The following is a 22,032-nucleotide window of genomic DNA, read 5'->3' as shown; positions in this document are numbered from 1 at the left end:
TTTAATAATTATGTTGTATCCATTTACATTTCAACCGATCCTGAAGAATATTATTTGGGGCGGTTCTGATATTTGCCCTTTCAAGGGTATCTCTCCTGTACAGGACGGAATAGGTGAAAGCTGGGAGCTTTCTCATGTTGAAGGTAACTATTCTGTTGTTGCTGAAGGTGAATTGGCTGGAAAATCATTGGACGAGCTTATTAAAACATATGGCAAACAATTGCTGGGCGGAAAGGTTATGGAGCGTTTCGGCACAACTTTCCCTCTTTTGATTAAGTTTATTGATGCACGCGACAATTTGTCAATTCAGGTTCATCCGAATGATGAATTGGCAAAAGCACGCCACAATTCATTTGGAAAAACAGAAATGTGGTATGTTGTAAAGGCTGCTAAGAATGCATCTTTGTATTCTGGTTTCTCAAAGCAGATTGATGCTGAAGAATATGTAAAACGTGTGGAAGACAATACTATCATGGATGTTCTTCAGCGTTATGATGTGAATGAAGGTGATGTATTCTTCTTGCCAGCAGGCCGTGTTCATGCTATTGGCGCCGGATGTTTTATTGCGGAAATCCAGCAGACTAGTAACATTACTTATCGTATCTACGATTACAACCGTAAGGATGCTAACGGTAATGGACGTGAACTTCATACAGAATTGGCTAAGGATGCTATCGATTATACTTTGTATCCTGATTACCGCACACACTATAAAGCTCACACAAATGCAACAGTTGAGTTGGCTGACTGCAAATATTTCACAACAAATTTGATTGAAATTGATGCTACAATGACTCGCGATTTCTCTGAGCTTGATTCATTTGTTGTTTACATCTGTATGGGCGGTTCTGCTGTTATCAAGGACGACAAGGGTAATGAAGTGAATGTTCACCAGGGACAGACAGTTCTTATTCCTGCTGATACAAAATCAGTTTCTTTGATTCCTGCACCTAATGCTAAGTTCATGGAAACTTATATCAAGTAAGAATAAATCCTTGAAATAAAAAAAGTGTGACAAAACAAGATTGGTTATATCTCAGTTTTGTCACACTTTTTTTATTCTGTGAATTTCATCAGTTCATCAATCACTTCCGGGTCATATCCCATTTCTTTTGCTTTCAGAAAATCTTCTGCTGCCGATTTTCTTTCATATTGGGCAACTTTAACTTTACCTCTCAGTACATAAAGGCTTGCTGTTGGTTCTGATTCTGCAAATACTTTGCTTATGTCGCTCATAGCCCTGGCGTTTTTACCCATCAGGAAATACAAATCTGCTCTTTCTTCGTAAAGCAGCCATTCTCTGGGAAGTTCTTTTATCAGATAATTGAAGATACGCTCGCTATAATCATAATTGCCTCTTAGTTTTTCCAGGATTGCGTGTCCGAGTCTGCCTCGAACGGATTTTTCATTAACCTCAAGTATTTTGTCAAAATCCTGTTCTGCCCAAAGATAGTTCTTCAGTTGAATATAAATCATACCACGGCAATAAAGAGCTTCCTGGTGTTCAGGGTCAATGCTCAATAAAGTGTTATAATCACTGAGCGATTTTTCTATTTCTCCCATTTCGGAATAAAGAGAAGCTCTATTTTCAAGAATAGTTATACTTCTTGGATGTCTGCTCAACGCGGCGGTATAAGATATAAGAGCTTCATCCTTTTTCCCTTGTCGTCGTTGTATTGTTCCAAGATTACTGAGCAGGGCGAAATTGGCAGCGTTTCCCGGTTCGAGGCGCATTGCTGATTTCAGACTTTCTTCAGCCGAAACTAAATCGTTTTTTTCTATATAATCGCAGCTCTTCTCGACCCATTCCTGATATGTTTGGGCATTTACTTTAAGAATCAATCCTGAAAAAAAACAGAAAAGTGTAAACAATATCCTCATTTTTTATGTTTTTATGAATAACGGCACAAAACTAAATAAAGCGCCGTATAGTTTGAAATAGAAAATATTAAAACGTATAAACTTTAAATTTTATTATATATGTTGTTATTGAGTATACTAAAATGGGAGGAGAGAATCCCGGCTATTCTTGATTCGTTGTTTGAGCATGGAGTCCAGCTAGGTTGGATATTGTTGAAAGCTGCTTTGGTGTTCATTGTGGGACGTGTTCTGGTTAGTTCCATAAATATGGTTATCAGGAAAATTCTTGACAAACGTGCTATTGACCCTTCAGTGAAAACATTTATCGGCAGTTTGATTAATGTTGTTCTTATTATTTTGTTGATAATATCTGTTGTTGGCGCATTGGGTGTTCAGACAACTTCATTTGCTGCTCTGTTGGCTTCTGCCGGTGTTGCTATCGGTATGGCATTGAGCGGAAACCTTTCGAACTTTGCCGGTGGTTTGATTATCTTGTTATTAAAACCTTATAAAGTCGGGGATTATATTGAAACAGGAACAATTGGCGGTACTGTAAAGGAAATACAGATTTTCCATACTGTTATGGCTACGCCTGACAATAAAGTAATCTATATTCCGAACGGTTCTTTGAGCAGTGGCACTGTTGTTAATTATAGCCGTCAGGAGTTTCGTCGTGTTGATTGGGTCTTTGGTGTAGAATATGGAAGTGATTTCGAACAGGTTAAGTCTGTATTACAGGAAATTATAAGCAAGGAATCGCGTATTTTGATGGAACCGGATGCTCCATTCATCGGATTGAAGGAATTGGCTGACAGCAGTGTTAATATAGTGGTCCGTGTCTGGGTGAAGAAAGAAGATTATTGGGGTGTTTATTTCGATATTAATAAAGAGGTATATGCAACTTTCAACAATGTAGGAATTGGTTTCCCTTTCCCTCAGCTGACGGTTCACCAGGCGAAAGATTGATTTTCGTACACCGTAAGCTGAAATTCGTCCAGAAACTAATGCCTTTCGTAAGAAAAAGGAATTTATAGTGGTGCGATTTAAAATATAGAACTATCTTTGCACATAAAGATGTTTTTATAAAAACATACAGTTACACTACTATTATTAATAACGGAGGATTCCCATTTTGTGGGAATCCTCTTTTTTTACATAAATATGCAGATACCTGTGGTGAATGTCTGAAATTCCGGACCGAAGTCTGTGTTGAGAACATTGCATGGTGAATATCTCGCATAAACACCTATTGAATGGAAAGAAATATTGGCTTCCAGGTCAACACTTACTTTTTGCTGGTTTATCTTTTTATCCAGTAATTTTATTTTGTTGCCTTCAGCATCTGTATAATGAGTTTTCATGCTTCCGTATGTGTTGATGCAAAGAACCGGTCCTAAGCTAAATGTGAAATCTTTGCCGAAATCCAGTGAATACATAAACGGAACAGTAAGACTGAATATCTTCAATCGTGAGAAATCAATATCAGAGCCTTTAGGATAAGGAGCTATAACGATGTTATACTTGTCGTCTTTGGTGAAACAATTGTGACCGTTCATTCTGTAATTTCTCCATCTCAAACCGAAACCGAAGGAGAAACGGTTAGCGTCTTTCCATGGGCGGACACCGAAGTTTATTATGTTTCCGCCAATTTCGTAGGAGCTGCTCATGTTGATATTCATATTTTTAGGTCCGTCAACAGAATTGACAAATCCCCAATAAATGCCGCCGAAGAAACTTTCCTTACTACTGTAACGCTTTGCTTTTTGTTTGCTGAAAGGAATATCAAAATTCCATTCGTCTGATTTTTCATGTGTTACTGAATATGTGTCGTCGTCAACATCTATTCTTTTGGAAAAAGAAAAGTTCGGATTTTCCTCGCTGCCTTCAATCTTGATTTCATGTGTGTTTTCACCTGAAACAATTGTCACTTTCTGAGGTTTGTTTATTATCAGTGTGTCGTTTTTTGAGCTTTGAGCTTTGATGCACATTGGTAAAAACATGCATAGAGCGCATACAATTAAAGTTTTCATATATATACTGTAATTAAATTGGTTTATAATCTTATTTATTTAAGTTTGGCAACTTGCCAAACTTAAAAGTTGACAAGGCTTCAGAGACAAGTTGACAAGGAAAAATTCTTGTCAAGTCGTGAACTTTTATTCGAACATTCTTTTTATCTCATCCAGTTTTGCATATCCTTCCATGTATATTACTATTATTTCCGGGTCATCCTTATCTCTCAGATATGCGTTGCGGAAAAATAGATATTGATTGGTTTCTTTATTCCCTCCGAAACAGAAGAAACCGTAGTAAAGTTTGCCTCCGATATTTCCAGTTTCTTTTTCTGTCGCCTTTTTGGCGTCGGATTCGACCATTTCGCTTATTTTCTGTATTTCTGTGGAGTCAGTCTTCAACGTCAGACTTCTGAATAAAGTCAGATTATAAGGCTTGAGTTTTTTCCCTTTTACAAGCACTTCAACTGCACCTTTTCTGTTGTTATAACGTCCGTCGAAAAGTGACAGTGAGCTTAGCGGCTCTTGTGCTATAATATCATTGCAACACATAAGCATAATTATGAATATTATATGTAAACTTTTCATTGAAATACTGTTTTTTATTGTTCGTTATCATCGTTTTCGTTGTAATCATTTGCAGACTCTATCAAATCTTTGATTTGATTTTCCATCCTTAAATCTTCTGTTTCGGATTTTATGCGTTCTATTGAATTTTGTATTTCCGAAAATACCATTTCTGAATCCGTATACATCTCACCGTTTATATAAACCAAACATTCGTTTTTTGCTTTATAATTAGAAATCAGCAACGAAACAGAAACAATGCAGCATAATACTATTGCGGCAGCAATTTTGTAAGCTGAAGGAGTCAGATATATTTTCCTGGCTTTTTTCTCTTTGTTTAGTTTCTTTCCAACCGAAACATATCCTAGCACCGCCTTTATTTCATTGAAACATTCATCTGCAGATTCAGGTGAGGCAAGGAAAAGCTTTAAAGCTAACTCTTCTTCTTCGGAAGTCTCAGCCTCAAAATATCTTTCGATGAGGTTCAGCCATTCTTCCCGGCTTCTGTCTGATATTTTGTTTTTGTTGTCCATAATGTTACTTCTCCATTTTTTGATAAATTTCTCTGATTGTTTTGCGGGCTCTGCTGAGTTGAACTCTAACTGCCGATTGCTGCATATTCAGCGATTCGGCAATTTGCTCGTATTCTTCTCCTTCAAAATCTCTGCGTTTCAGGATTTCCTGTTGTAAAGGAGTTAGCTTTTGCTCAATAATCATTTCAATCAGATGATATTTTTCTTTAGTCTCAATGCTGTTGTATGTTGAATCAGTTGTTTCAGATTTAATTTCTTGGTTCAGCTCCACACTTTGATAGTGTTGTTGTTTTCGCCAGGAATCAATTGATGCGTTTCTTACAGCCACTGTTATTAGAGCCTCGGCTTCGCTTGCCGACTTGATTTTGTCGCAGTGCGTCCAGAGTTTGCAGAAAGCATCCTGAAGGGCATCTTCAGCATCTTCTTCTCCGTTAAGAATCTTAAGCGCGATGCGCTTGAAGCGATATCTTAAGTTTGAGAATGTATCAACCAGCACGTTTTTGTCATTGTTATTTGCCATTTAAAATTCCGATTGATTTTCTTTTATTAAATAAAACGTAGGTGAGGAAATTTTGTAACATAGAAAGTGAATATTTTTTTCGGGAAATGATGAACCAAATGTATCCTGTCAGTGTTATAATAGTGAAGTCTCAGTGAATATGGTGTTTAATTTTGAGATATAATGTTTAAGGTTGTTTTATTCTTTGTTACATCGGGCTTGTTCTATTGTTAAGAATCAAGCCCGTTTTTGTTTTTTATTTATGGTAAAGTTTTCCTTGCCAAGTGTCTCTTTCTGCAATTCTTTTCATCACTTTAGCCGTGAATTCATAGTTTTTCAATCCCCAGTCCGGCGCGATAAGCAATTGTTTGGGTGATTGTGATACAAACCTTTCAACTACGATTTCCGGATTCAATCTTTCAATAAAGTCAATGACCAGGTCAATATATTCGTCAGCTGTATAAAGATGGAAATCCGAGCTGTCGTTATAGAACTCGTTAGCCATTCGTGTGTTTTTTATTAATTGTAGCTGATGAAGCTTAAGAGTCGTAATCGGGAGTTGCGAGATAACATCTGCATGATGCAGAATATCTTCTTTTGACTCTCCAGGCAAACCAAGTATCAAATGTACACCGGTATGAATATTTCTGCCTGCTGTTTTTCTGATAGCTTCTTCTGCTTCAGCAAAAGTATGCCCACGGTTTATGCGGACTAATGTTTTGTCGTTCGTACTTTCAACGCCATATTCTACCATTACGAAAGTTCTTTTTGACAAATCCTCAAAATAATCCAGCAAAGGTTCAGGCATACAGTCTGGTCTGGTTCCAATGATAAGTCCGGAAACATCCTTGAAAGAAATAGCTTCCTCATATTTTTCGATAAGTTTGTCTATACTGTCATAGGTATTTGTATATGCCTGGAAATATGCCAGATATTTCATTTCCGGATATTTCCTCTTAAAGAAATGAACTCCTTCTTCGAGCTGCTGTGTTATCGACTTGTCTGTTTTGCAATATTCCGGGCTGAATGTCTGATTGTTGCAGTATGTGCATCCGCCCCAGCCTTTGCTTCCGTCGCGGTTTGGGCAGGTGAATCCTGCGTTTATGGATATTTTCTGCACCTTATAAGGGAAAATACTTTTCAGAAAATCACCAAAATCTTTATATGGTTTGCCGTTGTTCATATATTAATACTTTTATGAGGCAAATTTATGAAGTGTTTTGTTTTTCAGCAAATGAAGGTCTGTATATTGAATTGCATCATAAACACAAAAAAGCCTGAAAATGCAATTGCGTGATTTTCAGGCTTATGATGTAATATCTTTTATTTCTGCCAGATTTCCCAAGCAGCAAATGCTTGAAGAAGCAGCATTTCCAAACCGTTTTTGACTACAGCTCCGTGTTCTTTTCCTTTTTTCATAAAGAGAGTTTCGTCCGGATTATATAGCAAATCATAAAGAAGATGCTTTGGGGTGAGAGCATCATATGGAATGTCAGGACAGGCGTCAACATTTGGGAACATACCAAGTGGAGTGGTGTTGACTATCACAGTGTAGCTTTCAAGCAACTCTGGTGTGACATCCTGATAGGTGATGCAATGTTCTTTGGGAGTTCTGGAAACGAAAGTAGTTCCAACGCCCAATTGCTTCAGACCATGCATAACCGCTTTTGAAGCTCCTCCGGTGCCAAGAATCAGAGCCTTGCGGTGTGAAGAGTCCAGCAACGGTTCAATAGAGCGTTTGAAGCCAATAATATCTGAATTATATCCTATTAGTTTTGTTTTACCCAAAAATCCTTTTGTGAATTTTATTACGTTAACTGCACCAATCAGTCTTGCGTCTTCATCCAAATCATCCAGATAAGGGATAACCTGTTCCTTGTAGGGAATAGTTACATTCAATCCGTTAAGATTGGGATTTTCTTTCAAGACATTTTTGATATACTTAATGTCGGAGATTTCAAAGTTAACATATTGGGCATCTATTTTTTCCGATTCAAACTTCTGGTTGAAATAATTTTTCGAAAAAGAATGTCCCAGTGGATATCCTAATAAACCATATTTTTGCATAAGCTTTACAATTTATTTTGTTCCTGTATATAATGAACATATCCCAAATGTCAAAGTTTTGGCTTTGGCATCTTTAAAACCTACATCCGTAAGCAAATCTTCCATTACTTTGCCTTGTGGTACGACTTTGATGGATTCCGGAAGATAACTGTAGGCGGCTTTTTCTTTGGAAATCAATCGTCCGATATTTGGTATGACGAGTTTTGAGTACAAACCATAGAGCTGTTTCATCGGGAACTTCTCAGGTGTTGAGAGTTCGAGAATCATAATATGTCCTCCAGGTTTCAGAACACGATACATTTCGGCAAGTCCTTGCCTGATGTTTTCAAAATTACGGACACCGAAAGCTGCTGTTACGGCATCGAAACTGTTGTCTTCGTAGGTGAGAGCTGTGCAGTCCTGTTGTTCAAATGAAATATGGTCCTGGAATCCTGCTTTTGCCACTTTTTCTCTTCCGACCTGCATCATTCCTTCAGATATGTCAGCTCCGATGATAGTGTCCGACTTCAGTGTTTTATACATGGATATCGCAAGGTCGCCTGTTCCGGTTGCGATATCCAGAATTTTATTAGGGGAGAAAGGACGCAGGAAATTTATTCCTTTCCTGCGCCATCCTTTATCAAAACCGAACGAGAGCGTATGGTTCAGCAAGTCGTATTTGCCGGCAATGGCATCAAACATACGTCTGACCTGAATACCTTTATGCTCCTCTTGATTGTAGGGAAGTATTTTTTCTGAACCGTACTTCGTCATTCTTCGTCTGATTTATTTGTTCTGTAAATATTCAGTTACGTTCTTTTCGATACGATCGTGGATGTTGTCAGTTTCTTCCTTAACGAAAGTTTCACCAGTGATGTGCTCGTAAAGTTCGATGTAACGGTTGCTGATGCTTTCAACGATTTCCGGAGTCATTTCAGGAACAACCTGACCTGCTTTACCCTGGAAGTTGTTTTCCATCAACCATTCACGAACGAATTCTTTTGAAAGCTGTTTCTGAGCTTCACCTTTTTCGAAGCGTTCCTGATAACCTTCAAGATAGAAATAACGTGAAGAGTCCGGAGTGTGGATTTCGTCCATCAAATAAATCTGACCGTTGTGCTTACCGAATTCGTATTTAGTGTCAACAAGGATAAGACCACGTTTTTCAGCTATTTCAGTTCCACGTTTGAACAATGCCAAAGTATATTTCTCAAGCAATTCGTATTCTTCAGGAGTTGCAAGGCCTTTAGCCAATATTTCTTCCTTAGAGATATCCTGGTCGTGTTCGCCAATTTCAGCCTTAGTAGTCGGTGTGATGATTGGTTCAGGGAAACGTTCGTTTTCGCGCATTCCTTCAGGAAGTTTCACGCCGCAAATTTCGCGAACACCGCTCTTGTATGCACGCCAAGCGCTTCCGCACAAATAGCCACGAACAATCATTTCAACAGGGAAACCTTCGCAACGCACACCAACTGTAACCATTGGGTCCGGAGAAGCAAGTTTCCAGTTTGGACAAATGTCAGTTGTAGCATCAAGGAATTTTGCTGCAATCTGGTTCAACATCTGACCTTTATAAGGAATACCTTCTGGCAATACAACGTCGAATGCTGAGATTCTGTCTGTTGCAACCATTACCAGCAAGTTTTCATTTACACTATATACATCACGAACTTTTCCGTGATATACACTTTTCTGTCCCGGGAAATTAAAATCTGTTTTTACTAAAGCCTTTTTCATAACTTTAATTTATTATGGATTTGTTGTTGTTTTGTTTTCTTTTGACTTTTTCGCCTCTTCGGCTTCTTTCTTTTTGTTTTTATCGAATTTGTCATAAGCCTCAACAATGCGCTGAACTAACTTATGACGGACAATATCTTTTTTGGTGAACTCGACTTTTCCGATTCCGTTTACGTTCTTCAGAATCTGCATTGCCTGAATCAGACCAGAAGTAGCGGTTGGAGGAAGGTCAATCTGTGTTACGTCACCAGTAATAATCATCTTAGCGTTTGTTCCTAGACGTGTAAGGAACATTTTTATCTGATGAGTTGTTGTGTTTTGTGCTTCGTCAAGGATAATAACTGCGTCATTCAGAGTTCTGCCTCGCATAAAAGCCAATGGAGCAATTTGAATGACATTATTTTCCATATATTCTTTGAGCTTTGCAACCGGAATCATATCCTGCAGCGCATCGTAGAGCGGTTGTAAATATGGATCCAGCTTGTCTTTCATCTCACCAGGAAGGAATCCCAGCTTTTCTCCGGCTTCAACAGCCGGACGGCTTAATATGATTTTACGGACTTCTTTGTTTTTGAGAGCTTTGACAGCCAAGGCAATGGCAACGAATGTCTTTCCGGAACCTGCAGGACCTGTGGCGAAAACCAAATCGTTGTTCTCAAAAGCATTGACCAGTTTTTGTTGGTTTTCTGTACGGGCAGTGATAGGTTTGCCGTTCATTCCGTGTATGATAAGATTTTCGTGCTTTACAACGGTTGGGGCTTTACCTTTTATTATATCGATTATTATTTCGTCGCTAAGAGAATTATACTCTTCGCAGAATTTCTCGATTTCTCTTATTTTTCTCAGGAAGAGTTCTGATTCTTCTTCTTCACCGATAACTTTCATTACATTCCCTCTTGCAACAATACGCAACTTAGGAAACAGGGTTTTTATCAGTTGCATGTTGCTGTTGTTTACCCCGTAAAAAATAATAGGATCTACATTTTCAAGAATATAAATGCGTTCGATCATTTTTGGTAGTTTCTAATATTTCTTTTGTTCGCCAAAATTACATAAAAATATCGATTATTTAAAGCACGTTTACTAATTTATATATCATGTCTGCAGCTATGCTTGTTTGTATATAAAGAGAAAGCAGCTCGCTTCACAGCGAACTGCTTTCGTGGAAAAACAAAACAATTCAAATAAATTGTAGTATTTGAATGTAATATACTTTAATTATTATAAAGAGTTATCTAGACCATTTTCTCAATCTTTCAATAGCTTCAATGGTTTCGTCTCTGTCGCCAAATGCAGTAAGTCTTAGATAGCCTTCGCCACATGGCCCGAAACCTACGCCCGGAGTACTTACAATATGTACTTCATAAAGTAGTTTTTCGAAGAATTTCCATGAAGTCAATCCGTCCGGAGCTTTAACCCACAAATATGGCGCATTCTCTCCACCATAAACTTTCAGTCCGCATTCTGTCAGTCCTTCACGCATTATTTTTGCGTTAGTCATATAATAGTTGATAGTGTTTTTTACCTGGACTTTTCCCTCAGGAGAATATACTGCTTCGGCTCCACGTTGAGTTATATAGCTTGTTCCATTGAATTTTGTGCACTGTCGTCTGTTCCACAATTTGTTTGGAGAGACGATTTCCCCATTCAAAGTTGTAGCTCTTAGTTCTTTAGGAACAATAGTATATCCGCATCTGACTCCTGTGAAACCTGCTGTCTTTGAAAAACTTCTGAACTCGATAGCAACCTTTTTGGCTCCTTTTATTTCATAGATTGAGTGTGGTATACTAGGATCTTGTATGTATGCTTCATAAGCAGAGTCGAACATAATTATAGCATCATTTGCCAAAGCATAATTGACCCATTTTTTCAATTCTTCTTTAGTGAGAGTTGTCCCTGTTGGGTTGTTCGGATAGCATAGATATATTATATCAACTCTTCTGGATGGAAGGCTAGGAATGAAATTATTCTCTTCCGTACATGGAATATAAACGACATCACTCCATTTTCCATCAGTCAGAACACCTGTACGTCCGCTCATCACGTTTGAGTCAATATAAACCGGATACACCGGGTCTGTTACACCAATGCTGTTGTCATGACGGAAAATATCACCAATATTACCACAATCACTTTTTGCTCCGTCGCTAATGAAAACTTCTCCCGGTTCGATAAATATTCCGCGGCTTTCATAATCATTTTTGATTATTGCGTCAAAAAGGAATGAATAACCTTGCTCTGGGCCATATCCGTGGAATGTGTCTTTTTTACTCATCTCGTCTACAGCTTTATGCATAGCTTCAATTACTGCCGGAGCAAGAGGTTGGGTTACGTCACCAATTCCCATTCTGATTATTTTGCTTTTAGGATGAGTAATTTTGAAAGAGTTAACTTTCTTTGCAATATCCGAAAACAGATAATTGTTTTGTAGTTTCAAATAATGTTCATTTGCTAAAGCCATAATATTTATTGTTTTGTTTAATCCATTAATAATTTTATAAATTTATTTCTCCATCAAATACATGAGTAGCTTCGCCTGTCATTATAACCTGATTTGTTTTGTTTTTCCATTCTATGCTAAGGCTTCCTCCATCCATGTTTATTATAACCGGACTGTCTTTTGATACCAATCCTTTGTTGATTGCTGCAACAGCTGTTGCGCATGCTCCGGTGCCACATGCAAATGTAATTCCGGAACCTCTTTCCCAAACTCTCATTCTTATTGTGTTATTGCCTGTTATTTGAGCAAATTCAACATTCGTTCTGTCCGGGAAGAATTTATGGTTTTCTATCATTGGTCCGATTTCTGACAAATTTACTTCTTCAATATTATTAGTAAAAACTACATAATGCGGATTACCCATAGAAATACTGGAACCGGAAAATTCCATACCATTGTCTAAGCGTATTTTCAGTATGTCTGATTTTATTTCAGGATTGCCCATATCAACTGAAACCTTTTTTACAACTTTATCTTCAATAATAAGTTTCAGATATTTGATTCCTGAATTAGTGTCTAAAGAAATGTTTTGTTTATTTGTCAATCCATTTTCATAAACAAATTTACCAATACATCTGGATGCGTTTCCACACATTTTTGCTTCTGAGCCGTCCGAATTAAATATGCGCATACTGAAATCTGCTATATTAGATTTACCTATCAGGACTAATCCGTCAGATCCAATACCTGTATGGAATTTACTCCATTTGATAGCCAATTCAGTTGGGTTGCTGATTGTCTGTTTGGTGGTGTCAACGTAAATATAATCGTTTCCTGCACCATGCATTTTGCTAAACCTTATTTTATTTGTCATATTATAATGTATTTGGCTATAAAGCTATCTTTTTGCTTTTAGTTTTTCGCAAATATATTACGTTTTGGAATATAAAATACTTTTTTTCTGTTAATCGTTATTTAAAAACTTGCTTGGTTTTACTTTGTAATAATATTCGTTTATTTTGTTGTGTTTTGTTCGGATTTTAGATTGAATACTAATTAAGTGTTATTAAGGTGGGCTGTTTTTTATCTTTTTGGATATATAGATTAGGATAGATAAAATAAGATAAAATTGTAATAAGAGATTTAAGAAACAAAATATAAAAATAGGTCCGAACCCACGAATATGTAGAACCGGACCTATTTTTGTCTAAGGTCGAACGTAATAAAACGTATGTTCAAACCTATATTAAAACAGTTTTATTTAAGAGTTGCAGCAATAGCATCAACTAATTTTTTAGCATTTGCATTGTTTGGATTAAGTTCCAATGCTTTATCCAAATATCCCTTAGCTTCTTTCAATTGTGCATCAGCTTTTGCTTTTTCTGTATTATATTTATCAGGATCTGAAGTTGCAAGAGGATGGATTTCGTTTAATTTTGTTGCTCCAGCATTATAAAGCATACCACCTAAACTTTGATAAGCTCCTTCCTGATGTTTTTTGTTTGAAGAGTTCAGAACTGCTTTATACATTCTTGTTGCAGTTTCAATATCACCTTTTTTCTGTGCAGCCTGTCCTTGTTTTATACCGTAGGCATATAACATTTTTTCAAGATTTGCATTTCCTGGCAAAGCTTTTAATCCGGCTTCAACAGTGTCAAAAAATTCTTCTGTCTTATTCAGATTGCGGTAAGCCATTGCTTCTCCTGTATATGAATCGTCCAGATTGTAATTGAATTTAACAGCCATATCGAAATATTTTGCTGCTTCAGCATAATTCTTTGCTTGATTTGCGCAAAAACCGCAATTAAAGATACGGACTGTGTCTTTGTATTCGGTTAGTTTCAAGTATTCCCCATACTTGGCTAAAGCTTCTGTGTAGTTTTTTGCATTCAATGCAGCGTCACCGTCTGCTTTCAACTTCTCAATATCTTGTGCAAATGCACTTCCAATTCCAAGGCAGAATGCCACTAATAATACTATTTTTTTCATGGTTTTATAAATTGATATTTGTTATGTGTCCATAAAGTTAGAAATTATATTTTATTCCCAAAACCTTATGGCGAGTTTTTTTGTTATTTATATTATATAGGATATATATTTAATGTGTTTCCCGCATTTTATAGGCTTTTTGTAACAAATAATTATATCTAGTTCCTCATTAGTTTAGAAATGTTTTTACTCTGTTTGTTTAACAAAAGCTTTATGGAATCTCATAATTTGCTCTGTTGTATCTTGTATATGTTTAGCAGTATATTCACAATCCATAGCTTTTTCAATTTCTATGGGTGATTTATGTATACTCCAATATGCAGTCAGGCCTTGTTCCAATATTTGTTGATCTGCTTCTTCTGTGTTCCCGGATAAAGCTATAACAGGAATATTGAATTTGTTGGCATGGTTTATTATTCCGCTGATGGCTTTTCCTGATTTTGTTTGTTTGTCAAGTTTTCCTTCTCCGGTTATAATCAAATCTGCATTTTGGATAATGGAATCAAAATTCATGAATTGCAGAATGAATTCTATGCCGGATGTAAGAGTTGCATTAAGGTAAGAATGGAAAATTCCTCCCAAACCGCCGGCAGCACCGCTTCCTTCAACTTTCTGTATGTCTATTCCTTTTTCTTTCTTGATAATGTAAGCTATGTTTTGCAGTCCGTCATCCAAATGTTTTACCATTTCCGGATCTGCTCCTTTTTGCGGCGCGAAAATATATGCAGCTCCGTTTTCTCCATAAAATGGATTCTTAACGTCAGTAATAATATTGAATGAGCATTCTTTAATAGCTTCATCAATATTTGAAGAATCAATATGATGTACTGCAGTTAGATTATTACCGGAAATATTGATATTGTTACCTTTCTTATCAATGATACTGAATCCTAGAGCTTGCAGCATTCCCAATCCTGCATCATTTGTTGCACTTCCTCCAATTCCTATAATGAAATTCTTACAACCTTTTTTTATGGCATCAAGAATCATTTCTCCTGTTCCATAGGTGTTGGTCAACATAACATTTCCCGGTTTATATGGAATCAGAGACAGACCGCTCGCAGCAGCCATTTCCATGAATGCCGTATCGTTACTTATTCCATATTGGGCATTGATTATTTCTCCCAAAGGATTGTGAACTTTCACATCAACAATATGTCCGTCGTTGTGTGTCATCAGTGATTCAACTGTGCCTTCGCCGCCATCTGCAACAGGTAGAACAACAGTGTTACATTCAGGATATATATTATGAATACCTTTTTCCACTGCTTTCCCAAGTTCTGCTGAAGACAATGAACCTTTGAAAGAATCAATGGCTATGACTATTTTATTCATATAGCAGTAATTGTTATGTTAGATTATAAACCAAAGGTTCATGGAGTTTTTATTTAAAAATCCATGAACCTTATATATTATGTATGAATAATCAATTATTTATTCAAATAAGAACTAAGTTCCTGTGGTAAATAGAATGTGTTGTTCTTGTCAACATAAACAATGACAGAATTAAGACGAATTTCTTCATTACCTTTCTTGCCAACTTTCACAATGTTAGTGAAAGGGTTAATAGTAAGCTGTTTTTTCTTGTTCTTTACAACAAGAGTAGGGAAAGACTTTTCGTCTTTAGCAGGAACAATTTCATATTTGAAATCTTTGAACACTTCGCTATGTTTAGCAAAATTCTTGTTGCTAAGTTCGTCCAGTTTGTTTCTGTCAAATCCGAATAATGCGCATAAATAAGCATTCATTTCGATATTTGTGTTCATACCAATTGGTAGAGTATTCTCCGGATGATAAGCGGCCAGGAAAACTTCTTCACCAGTGTGTCCGCCTGTTGTAAATCCGATGCATGAACGTTCTGTGATTAATTTAGCCATAAAACCATTCAAAGCATCGCTATACAAAGAAGATAATGATTCATTGCCTCTTTCATTTTCTGGAATAGGACTGTTTTTATAGTCTTTGCAATGGTTCAATGCGTTCAGTTCCTGTTCTGTCAATTCAAAACCTGCATATTCTCTGAAAACTTCCTGAACTTCTGAGTTTGGCACACTGTTTACTTTCTTTGCCAAGCCATCAGCAGTAAGTTTGAATAAAGATAGTTGGTGGAACAGCTGGTCTTTTGTTAGTTTGTCATATCCTTTACAGCTACTACGTCCGATGCTCAAACCGCTGTTTCCGTGGTCAGGCATAATTACTACAGCTGTTTCTTTATTCTGGCGAGCAAATTCGAGAGCAACTCCGCAAGCACGGTCGAAAGCTAACAGGTCAGAAACAATACCAACCGGGTCGTTGGCATGTGCAGCCCAGTCAACTTTACTTCCTTCAACCATCAGGAAGAAACCGTTCTCGTTCTTTGACAACTTTTCAATAGCTGTTTTTGTCATTTCCTCAATTGAAGGTTGTTCTTCTGGATTACGGTCAATGTCATAGTTCATTTCTCTTTCACAGAACAAAGCCCACATTTTGTCGTTTTTGTCAGAACGCATACCTTTAAGATCATCTTTATATACGGAATATCCGTTTGATTTTAGATAAGATTCGCATTCTTCAGGCAACAAACTGGTTCCTCCACCGATAACCACGTTTAAGTCATTGTGAGCCATTTGGCGTGAAATCCAGTCGTAACGTCCGCGGTTGTAGCTGTGAGCGGAGCAATCGGCAGGAGTTGCATGCGGGAACTCACATGTAAACACAAGTCCTGTTGATTTTCCTTTCAGTATTTTTGCTGCTTCCAATACAGTAGTCAACGGCTGATAAGCTCTGCTTGAATCCATAGGATAAATATCATTTCCTGGGTCTGCTACCGGATAAGTTGAAACATAACCGGTTCTGCTTGGATAACCGCTCATATAGCAAGATGTTGTAGGAGCAGAATCACCAATAGGAGCATTGGATGAATGAGTTCTTACTGTACCGCAAATATAAGGGTCGATATTCAGATTTGGCTTGTCCGGATTTTCATACCACTGAATCCATCTCGCCAAAGAAACAGATGACAGAGAAGTTCCATCCGGAATTAATACTATTACATTCTTTACCGGCTTTACATCTTCCGGCTTGATAGCATTTGATGGCATTGACACAATAGCCAATAATGCTAATAGAAGAAGAATTCTTTTCATACCCAATTAATCGTTATATTATTGTTTAATGTTTAGAATACTTATTTGTCTTATAACATATGGATTTCTTCAGGGAAAACAGTCAGCTTTTCCGAGCCGTTAGCTGTAACAAGAAAACTGTTTTCTATTCCTACGGCACCGACTCCGGGAATAACAAACTTAGGTTCCAAGGCGAAAATCATATTTTTTTCAAGGATTTCCTTTGAGCGAGGTGTAAGAACAGGAAGCTCATTGATTTGTAATCCTATTCCGTGGCCTACGAATTTAGCCTGCTGTTTGGTGCCCATGAAATAAGCTTCAAGTTTCTCTTTCTCTACTATTCTTGCCGCAATATTGTATAATTCGGAACAAAGGGCGCCCGGACGAGTTGCTGATGCTATTTCTTCCTGAATTTCCAATGCAACCTGATGAGCTTTATATGCCAGTTCAGTAAGTTTTCCAACAGAAAAAACTCGAGTCATATCAGTCATATATGCAGTATAGTTTCCTGCCATATCCACCATTATGGCTGTTCCTTCCTTAAGCAGTGTTCCGTTTGCGCCCAATGGACATGAAATGTCAACTCCGGCTCCACCAAGAGCAAAGTCGAATGGGGAAGGAGCTTCCGCGTTTTCTCCGGCAAGAAGGCTTCCCATAAATATATCCATATTTGCACCGAAAGCACGGAATAATCCAATAGAACCATTCTTTCTCATGCAATGTTCTATCTCAAACTGGAATTCCAGGTCAGTCATTCCAGGCTTGAAGCAGTTAGGGATTTCTCTGTAAGTTGCAGCATGTTTTGCGGCAGATATTCTTGTTTGGGAAATTTCATATGGGGTTTTAACTCTTCGGATATTTCGCATCAGGCTTGTTGCGTTTCCTGTTTCTCTAGGATTGAAGATATTTTGCAACCTAGTATATTCTGAGTAAGTCAGTTCATCAGCTTCAAGAAGAAGTTTTTCCGGTAGTTTTATTCCATATTTCTCAAACATTTCCGGAAGTTGTTCTGGCTTGCGGATATAAACTAAATTATTTCCTTTAAGGTCATTCGGACGTTTAATAAATAACCATGGTTCTCCTTCTACAGGAAGATAGAAGTAACCATTATACATTTGTCCGGTTACGTAGAATAAATTGACACCGGCAGACAATAAGCATCCGTCTGCATTTATTTCTTTCAGAGCTGTTTGTATTCTATTCCATTTAATTCGGAAGTCATCAATTAAACTTTCGTTTATCATCTTCTGTTCGCTTTTCTTTTTTGTTGCCGTAAAGATAAGGATAATTATGCGCTTGCTTTATTGTTTGGAAATATTTTTGAATGATGTAACGAAATATTATTATGATTGAAATATAGATAAAACGGTTGATGGATTTTGGTATTTATATAAACAAAAAGAGAACCTGCTTCACAGCAGATTCTCTTTTGAGCCTCTTGTCGGATTCGAACCAACGACCCCGAGATTACAAATCACGTGCTCTGGCCAACTGAGCTAAAGAGGCAATATTTATACGTTATGAAAAATGTGTGGGCAGTGATGGATTCGAACCACCGAAGGCGTAAGCCAGCTGAGTTACAGTCAGCCCCATTTGGCCACTCTGGTAACTGCCCTAATTTAAGTTTTTGAGTTTTTCAGTTTTTGAGTTTCTAAGTTTTAAACTAAAAAACTAATTAACTTATAAACTAATAAACTTAAAACCTTTGAGCCTCTTGTCGGATTCGAACCAACGACCCCGAGATTACAAATCACGTGCTCTGGCCAACTGAGCTAAAGAGGCAAAATCAATACGTTATGAAAAAAATGTTGTGGGCAGTGATGGATTCGAACCACCGAAGGCGTAAGCCAGCTGAGTTACAGTCAGCCCCATTTGGCCACTCTGGTAACTGCCCTAATTTAAGTTTTTGAGTTTTTCAGTTTTTGAGTTTCTAAGTTTTAAACTAAAAAACTAATTAACTTATAAACTAATAAACTTAAAACCTTTTGAGCCTCTTGTCGGATTCGAACCAACGACCCCGAGATTACAAATCACGTGCTCTGGCCAACTGAGCTAAAGAGGCATTGTTTTTTATTTATTAGCAATCTCTCTCTCGATTGCGGGTGCAAAGGTAGGCAATATTTTTTAATATGCAATAGCTGACAATAGTTTTTTTGAAATATTGTTACTGTGAAAATGCTTAAATATTACCATTTGACTACGCATTTTGTTGGTTTAGAATTTGAATATTAGAGATTTGCTTTGTCTTATATGGCCAATGATAATAAATGTCCTTTAATAGAATTATTTTAGGAATTTACTCAGCATTTCTTCTGTTTTGCTCCATAATTTAGAACTTATATCTCTGTTCTTGAAACAAGATTTCAAAGTTTTCTGTTTGTTTGAAGCAAACATTTCTCCTGTTGTACCTTCGTAACATTTGTCCAACAAAAGATGAATTGCCGTGTCTGCTCCTTGGCGAGGAGTTCTTATCAGCGGACGATAAATAATGTCTGTCAGGAAATCAAACCACATATCCATTCTTATAATATTTGTGGAAACGATTCCCGGGTCGGCAGCATTAACTGAGATTCCTCTGTCTTTCAGTCTTTGCGAAAGCTCATAGGTGAACATCCACAAGGCATATTTAGTGTTGCTGTAAATAGGAATTCTCCAAAAACTTTTGCTGTCACGTCCGTGAGTAAAGAATTTTTCACCTACTTTTCCGATTTTGTAAGTACATGAAACCATATTCACAATGCGACTTCCTTTGTGCATCAGAGGAACAAGCTTGTTTGAAAGAAGGAACGGAGCAAGATAATTTACCGCAACAGTATATTCAAATCCCTCTTCGGTTTGTTTGAAATGAGTACACATTGTTCCGGCATTGTTCATAAGCAAATCAATTGACGGCAATTCCTTGAGCAATTCGTCACATAGTTTTGAGATACTGCTCATCGACGAAAGGTCAATTTGCTTTACTTCAATGTCGTTATTACCAGTTTTTTCTATTATTTGTCTTTTCCTTTCTTCTCCTTTTCCCTTTGTCTGGCAGAGCATTATGGTTTTATATCCGGCAGCTGCGACTTCACGGGTTATTTCAGAACCCATTCCTCCGTCAGCGCCGGTTATGACAGCAATTTTATTCATTTTCTTTCCTGTATTATTTTTTCTCCAATTCCTCAATTTCCTTTTCAATAAACTTAGGTAAAGGCTCGTTCAAATGCTGATGACAAGCCATATTCAAGGAATACATTCTGCCTATGCAATAGTTGCTGTGTTTGCAGTTGCAACGTGCATTCTCTTCCTTCATCATACGGTTCACGAATCCCGGTTCGTTCAGCACCGCACGTCCCATTTGCACAAATTCAAAGCCTTTGTCAAGAACTTCGTCAATTTTGCTTCTTGACACCAAACCACCAACATAAACAAGTGGAATATCTTTGATAACTTCTCTGAATTTCAGAGCATCTTCGAGGAAATATGCTTCTTTGAACGGAACAGTAGGAATCATCATCCTTCCGGCAAGGCGAACTCCCAACTTGAGCCACCAGCAATCCATATAATGAGTGAGCGTACGTATTGGCATAGCTCCGCGCATTACATACATCGGTGCTTTGCTCACAAATCCTCCACTCAGCACCAAAGCTTGCGCGCCGTCTTCTTTCAGACGTTTTGCCACTTCAATACTTTCGTCAATTTCCATTCCGCCTTTGAATCCGTCACGCATATTCATTTTCACCAGAACAGCCATGTCGTTGCCGGCAGCTTTCATCACTTCGTCCATTACCTGGTCCATGAATCTCATTCTGTTGCTGAGGCTGCCGCCATATTCGTCTTTTCTGTGATTTGTATATGGTGACAGGAACTGGCTTATCAGATAACCATGTCCGGCATGGATTTCAACAGCGTCGAATCCGGATTCTCTAGCCAGTCTGACAGAGTCGCCGTATGCTTTGGCTAATTCCGGAAGTTCTTCTCTTCTCAATCCTCTTACGAAGGTAGGAGAGTAGAGGTTGAATCCCGTGCAAGCTCCAACAGGCGTTTCGCCACAGATACTTTTGTGAGACATGTTCCCGCAGTGCCCCAACTGAATGCTGGCAGCAGCTCCTTCCTTATGTATGGCATCTGTAACTTTTCTCAGTCCTGGAACAATTTCTTTTCTCATCCAAAGCTGCTTGTCGAATGAAAGACCGCTTCTGGTAACGGCAGCATAAGCTACTGTTGTCATCCCTATTCCTCCGGCAGCAACAGAATGGTGATAGTTCAATAACTCCTCTGAAGGAGAATTTCCCGGACACATACTTTCGAAGGCTGCAGAACGGATTGTCCTGTTGCGCAGTGTGACAGGTCCGATGCTAGCCGGCGTAAAAAGAACAGACTGTTTCATATCGAGTATAATATTTTATTTGTTTTCAGTATATAAAAGGAATAAGACATTTTCTTTTTCCAACAGCATCAGCTCCAAATTCCTTTATATATTTTTCTTTTATTTTATAAGCTCGTGGAGCAAGATTTGCAAATGTCCATAAGACGAAAATCCATGCTGCAGTTGACTGTGTCAGGATGGCGAATCCTGTCCATTCAACCAGTTCGCCGAAATAATTAGCCGATGTCACGTATTTGTAGAATCCTTTTTGCGGAAGATAATGTTTGGTGTCGCCTTTAGGACGCAAATGTCTGATAACATGGTCCGAATGTAGATTTATGGACATACCGGCAAAGAAAACAATAACTCCACAAATGAAAGCCGGCGAAGCAAACCATTCATCTGTGTAATATCCTTCGGGAGCGAGATGGAACAACCATTCTCCCTGCATATATCCGTTGATTACGTTGAACAGGACTCCGCATCCTATTATGCTGAGCGGCATACGGCTTTTCCCGTTCATAAGGAATGGGAATATGAATGTACGCTGGAAATAGTGGAGCTCAAAAAGTAAAAAGAAAGTCAGCAATATAGGGTTGAATGGTTCGTTTCCTGTAATCCAAAGATAAAGCATTACAACAAACACCGGACATTCCATGATAATCCATCCCAAACGGTTGTTTATGCTTATTCCCCAACTTTTGTTCTGGAAAATTCCATATCCTGCTTTGATGAAAAACAAGGCAATGAAAACTATCACTGCCAATATTGGCATGGCAATTATTAATGTATTATAAATCTGTTGTTCCATTTCTCAAAGTTATGTTTGTAGTATTTTTCAAGATTTATGTTTTTATCCCGTAGAATTAATGTGTATGCAACGTTTTTTCCTTATAT

Annotated in this window: 21 protein-coding genes and 5 tRNA genes; 2 read left to right on the top strand and 24 right to left on the bottom strand. The window is 37.7% G+C overall.

What is annotated here, in order from left to right; genetic code table 11:
- The first annotated feature begins 10 nt into the window (after positions 1-10).
- Positions 11-985, top strand: a complete 975-nt coding sequence (locus tag ACYIAR_RS05000) for a type I phosphomannose isomerase catalytic subunit (protein WP_480332503.1) — start codon at positions 11-13, stop codon at positions 983-985.
- A gap of 71 nt (positions 986-1,056) precedes the next feature.
- Here the strand turns inward: ACYIAR_RS05000 and ACYIAR_RS04995 are convergent, their stop codons facing one another.
- Positions 1,057-1,881 carry a tetratricopeptide repeat protein gene (locus ACYIAR_RS04995; RefSeq protein ID WP_480332501.1) on the bottom strand — a complete coding sequence of 275 codons (825 nt, stop codon included), beginning with the start codon at positions 1,879-1,881 and terminating at the stop codon, positions 1,057-1,059.
- Between the two features lie 99 nt (positions 1,882-1,980).
- On the opposite strand from ACYIAR_RS04995, the gene ACYIAR_RS04990 reads away from it, so the two are divergent.
- Entirely contained in the window at positions 1,981-2,826 is an 846-nt protein-coding gene (locus tag ACYIAR_RS04990; protein ID WP_480332499.1) for a mechanosensitive ion channel family protein, read from the top strand.
- 185 nt (positions 2,827-3,011) lie between these two features.
- Here the strand turns inward: ACYIAR_RS04990 and ACYIAR_RS04985 are convergent, their stop codons facing one another.
- The 23 genes from ACYIAR_RS04985 to ACYIAR_RS04875 all read right to left on the bottom strand — a co-directional run bounded on the left by ACYIAR_RS04985 (position 3,012) and on the right by ACYIAR_RS04875 (position 21,946).
- Positions 3,012-3,890, bottom strand: coding sequence for a hypothetical protein (locus ACYIAR_RS04985; protein ID WP_480332497.1), 879 nt, complete (start codon positions 3,888-3,890; stop codon positions 3,012-3,014).
- Positions 3,891-4,016: 126 nt separating this feature from the next.
- Positions 4,017-4,460, bottom strand: coding sequence for a DUF6108 family protein (locus tag ACYIAR_RS04980; protein ID WP_480332496.1), 444 nt, complete (start codon positions 4,458-4,460; stop codon positions 4,017-4,019).
- Between the two features lie 14 nt (positions 4,461-4,474).
- Positions 4,475-4,972, bottom strand: coding sequence for a hypothetical protein (locus tag ACYIAR_RS04975; protein ID WP_480332494.1), 498 nt, complete (start codon positions 4,970-4,972; stop codon positions 4,475-4,477).
- A 4-nt stretch (positions 4,973-4,976) separates the two neighbouring features.
- Entirely contained in the window at positions 4,977-5,492 is a 516-nt protein-coding gene (locus ACYIAR_RS04970) for an RNA polymerase sigma factor (protein ID WP_480332492.1), read from the bottom strand.
- A gap of 235 nt (positions 5,493-5,727) precedes the next feature.
- On the bottom strand, positions 5,728-6,654 hold the full coding sequence (gene mnmL / locus ACYIAR_RS04965; RefSeq protein WP_480332490.1) for a tRNA modification radical SAM protein MnmL/YtqA: 927 nt from the start codon (positions 6,652-6,654) through the stop codon (positions 5,728-5,730).
- Positions 6,655-6,794: 140 nt separating this feature from the next.
- A complete protein-coding gene (locus ACYIAR_RS04960; RefSeq protein WP_480332488.1) occupies positions 6,795-7,538 on the bottom strand; it encodes a shikimate dehydrogenase family protein in 744 nt (247 codons plus the stop codon).
- A gap of 12 nt (positions 7,539-7,550) precedes the next feature.
- A complete protein-coding gene (gene ubiE, locus ACYIAR_RS04955; protein ID WP_480332486.1) occupies positions 7,551-8,291 on the bottom strand; it encodes a bifunctional demethylmenaquinone methyltransferase/2-methoxy-6-polyprenyl-1,4-benzoquinol methylase UbiE in 741 nt (246 codons plus the stop codon).
- Positions 8,292-8,303: 12 nt separating this feature from the next.
- A complete protein-coding gene (locus tag ACYIAR_RS04950; protein ID WP_480332484.1) occupies positions 8,304-9,254 on the bottom strand; it encodes a phosphoribosylaminoimidazolesuccinocarboxamide synthase in 951 nt (316 codons plus the stop codon).
- 12 nt (positions 9,255-9,266) lie between these two features.
- On the bottom strand, positions 9,267-10,265 hold the full coding sequence (locus ACYIAR_RS04945; protein WP_480332482.1) for a PhoH family protein: 999 nt from the start codon (positions 10,263-10,265) through the stop codon (positions 9,267-9,269).
- Positions 10,266-10,485: 220 nt separating this feature from the next.
- Positions 10,486-11,715, bottom strand: coding sequence for an LL-diaminopimelate aminotransferase (locus ACYIAR_RS04940; RefSeq protein WP_480332480.1), 1,230 nt, complete (start codon positions 11,713-11,715; stop codon positions 10,486-10,488).
- Between the two features lie 34 nt (positions 11,716-11,749).
- Positions 11,750-12,568 carry a diaminopimelate epimerase gene (gene dapF / locus ACYIAR_RS04935; RefSeq protein WP_480332478.1) on the bottom strand — a complete coding sequence of 273 codons (819 nt, stop codon included), beginning with the start codon at positions 12,566-12,568 and terminating at the stop codon, positions 11,750-11,752.
- Positions 12,569-12,951: 383 nt separating this feature from the next.
- Complete coding sequence (locus tag ACYIAR_RS04930) at positions 12,952-13,683, bottom strand: tetratricopeptide repeat protein (RefSeq protein WP_480332476.1); 732 nt, start codon at positions 13,681-13,683, stop codon at positions 12,952-12,954.
- A 186-nt stretch (positions 13,684-13,869) separates the two neighbouring features.
- Entirely contained in the window at positions 13,870-15,018 is a 1,149-nt protein-coding gene (locus tag ACYIAR_RS04925; protein WP_480332474.1) for a glycerate kinase family protein, read from the bottom strand.
- Positions 15,019-15,113: 95 nt separating this feature from the next.
- Positions 15,114-16,808 (bottom strand): alkaline phosphatase, encoded by a 1,695-nt coding sequence (locus ACYIAR_RS04920; protein WP_480332472.1) that lies wholly within the window; start codon positions 16,806-16,808, stop codon positions 15,114-15,116.
- A 50-nt stretch (positions 16,809-16,858) separates the two neighbouring features.
- Positions 16,859-18,031: a M24 family metallopeptidase gene (locus ACYIAR_RS04915; protein ID WP_480332470.1), complete on the bottom strand. Its 1,173-nt coding sequence runs from the start codon at positions 18,029-18,031 to the stop codon at positions 16,859-16,861.
- A 188-nt stretch (positions 18,032-18,219) separates the two neighbouring features.
- Positions 18,220-18,293 (bottom strand) — tRNA-Thr (locus tag ACYIAR_RS04910).
- A 26-nt stretch (positions 18,294-18,319) separates the two neighbouring features.
- Positions 18,320-18,402, bottom strand: a tRNA-Tyr gene (locus ACYIAR_RS04905).
- A gap of 93 nt (positions 18,403-18,495) precedes the next feature.
- Positions 18,496-18,569: transfer RNA gene (locus tag ACYIAR_RS04900), tRNA-Thr, on the bottom strand.
- 29 nt (positions 18,570-18,598) lie between these two features.
- Positions 18,599-18,681, bottom strand: a tRNA-Tyr gene (locus ACYIAR_RS04895).
- 94 nt (positions 18,682-18,775) lie between these two features.
- Positions 18,776-18,849: transfer RNA gene (locus ACYIAR_RS04890), tRNA-Thr, on the bottom strand.
- A 221-nt stretch (positions 18,850-19,070) separates the two neighbouring features.
- Positions 19,071-19,916, bottom strand: coding sequence for an SDR family oxidoreductase (locus ACYIAR_RS04885; protein WP_480332468.1), 846 nt, complete (start codon positions 19,914-19,916; stop codon positions 19,071-19,073).
- 13 nt (positions 19,917-19,929) lie between these two features.
- Complete coding sequence (locus tag ACYIAR_RS04880; protein ID WP_480332466.1) at positions 19,930-21,156, bottom strand: NADH:flavin oxidoreductase; 1,227 nt, start codon at positions 21,154-21,156, stop codon at positions 19,930-19,932.
- 25 nt (positions 21,157-21,181) lie between these two features.
- Positions 21,182-21,946 (bottom strand): DUF1295 domain-containing protein, encoded by a 765-nt coding sequence (locus ACYIAR_RS04875; protein WP_480332464.1) that lies wholly within the window; start codon positions 21,944-21,946, stop codon positions 21,182-21,184.
- Between the last annotated feature and the right edge of the window lie 86 nt (positions 21,947-22,032).

The organism is Parabacteroides sp. KHUB-01 (assembly GCF_056640935.1).
Note: the sequence above shows the minus strand (reverse complement) of the source record. Positions and strands in the feature narration are given on the sequence as shown.